This window comes from Nonomuraea aridisoli (assembly GCF_003236395.1).
Lineage (GTDB): Bacteria > Actinomycetota > Actinomycetes > Streptosporangiales > Streptosporangiaceae > Nonomuraea > Nonomuraea aridisoli.
In genome coordinates this window covers 1-1,561 of sequence record NZ_POUD01000548.1, presented here as the reverse complement: position 1 = coordinate 1,561, position 1,561 = coordinate 1, and the positions used below count along the sequence as shown (strand labels likewise).

Annotated in this window: 2 protein-coding genes; one reads left to right on the top strand and one right to left on the bottom strand. The window is 73.0% G+C overall.

Annotation, left to right across the window (positions count from 1 at the left end):
• On the top strand, window positions 1-218 hold a 218-nt coding region (locus tag C1J01_RS47970), incomplete at its 5' end, for a response regulator transcription factor (RefSeq protein ID WP_146616042.1).
• A gap of 38 nt (window positions 219-256) precedes the next feature.
• Here the strand turns inward: C1J01_RS47970 and C1J01_RS47965 are convergent.
• Window positions 257-1,435: a winged helix-turn-helix domain-containing protein gene (locus C1J01_RS47965; RefSeq protein ID WP_111185796.1), complete on the bottom strand. Its 1,179-nt coding sequence runs from the start codon at window positions 1,433-1,435 to the stop codon at window positions 257-259.
• Window positions 1,436-1,561 lie beyond the last annotated feature (126 nt).

Sequence of the window (1,561 nt, the reverse complement as noted above, 5' to 3'; positions counted from 1 at the left end):
CGCCCCAGCTCCCCGTCCCCCGCCTGACCGACCGGGAGATGGAGGTCCTCCGGCTGGTGGCCAAGGGCATGAACAACCGCGAGATCGCCAAGCAGTTGTTCATCTCCGAGAACACCGTGAAGAACCACGTCCGCAACATCCTCGACAAGCTGCAGTTGCACTCGCGGATGGAAGCGGTGGTCTACGCCGTCAGGGAGCGCATGCTCGAGATCACCTGACCGCTCCCGGGAGCGGCGGCCGGCACCGGCCGCCGCTTTCACGCGTGCAGGAGGGGGATCAGCTCGGGCGGGTCGGCGCGCTCGACGCGGACGGCGTCGCAGCCGACCCAGTCGGCGGCCGACCACAGCGCCTCGCGCACGGCGTCGGCCCACCGGGCGGGGGACAGACCCGGCTCCAGGTGGACCTGCCGGGCCACCAGGGTGGAGCCCTCACGGGCCGGGTCGACACGGCCGATCAGGCGGCCCCCCGCCAGCACCGGCATCGTGAAGTAGCCGTGCACCCGCTTGTGCTTGGGGACGTAGAGCTCCAGCGTGTAGGCGAACCCGAACACCCGCTCGGTGCGGCCCCGATGCCAGATGAGCGAGTCGAACGGCGACACCAGCGTCGTGCGGTGGCGCCCGCGCGGCTCGGACGCGACGGCGTCGGGGTCGGCCCACGCGTTGCCCTGGCCCTTCTTGCCGGCGGGCCAGCCGGAGACGGTGACGGGCACGAGCCCCGCGGCGCCGCTGAGCAGCACCTCGTCGAGGATCGCGGCGTAGCGGCCCTTGAGGCGCAGGAAGTCGAGCAGGTCGGTGCGGTTGGCCACGCCCAGCGAGCGGCCGGCGACGGCGGCCAGGCGGGTGATGCACTCCTCGTCGGACGGGGCCTCGGCCAGCAGGTCGGCGGGGACCGCGCGTTCGGCCAGGTCGTAGACGCGGCGCCAGCCGACGCGGCGGGTGCAGACCAGCTCGCCGATGTCGAGCAGCCACTCCAGGCCGATCTTGGCGTCGGACCAGTCCCACCAGGGGCCGCCGTTCTTGGCGCCGCCGACGTCGGAGGTCGTCAGCGGGCCGGAGTCGCGGACCTGGTCGAGCAGCTTCTCCACCCCGTCGGGGACCTCGTGCCAGCGGTAGCGCCGCTCGCGGTAGGCGCGGCGGCGGAAGGAGTAGAGCGGCCAGTGCTCGATCGGCAGGATGCAGGCGGCGTGGCACCAGTATTCGAAGCTGCGCGCGGGGTTGTGCCAGTAGGCGCGCTCGACCGTCGGCCGGCCCACCGCGCCCAGCCGGGCGTAGGCGACCAGCTCGTGGGAGCGGGCCAGGACGGAGATCGTGTCGAGCTGCACGGCGCCCAGGCGGCGCAGCATGCCCTGCACCCCGCCCTTGCGGGCGTCGGCGCCGATCAGCCCCTGAGCCCGCAGGATGACGCGGCGCGCCTCGTCGGCGGTCAGGTCGATCATGACGGCGTTTGCGTACGGCGATGCATGCGAGCAATCTAACGACGCCCACCGACAAAAACGCCCCCGCTCTGGGCCGGAGCCGAGCGCCTGGGATCAGGTGGGGAGCCGGGCGGAGCGGGGGACACC

Coding starts and splice junctions, on each gene's coding strand:
- C1J01_RS47965 (WP_111185796.1), bottom strand. CDS start 1,435: ATGATCGACCTGACCGCCGACGAGGCGCGCCGCGTCATCCTGCGGGCT.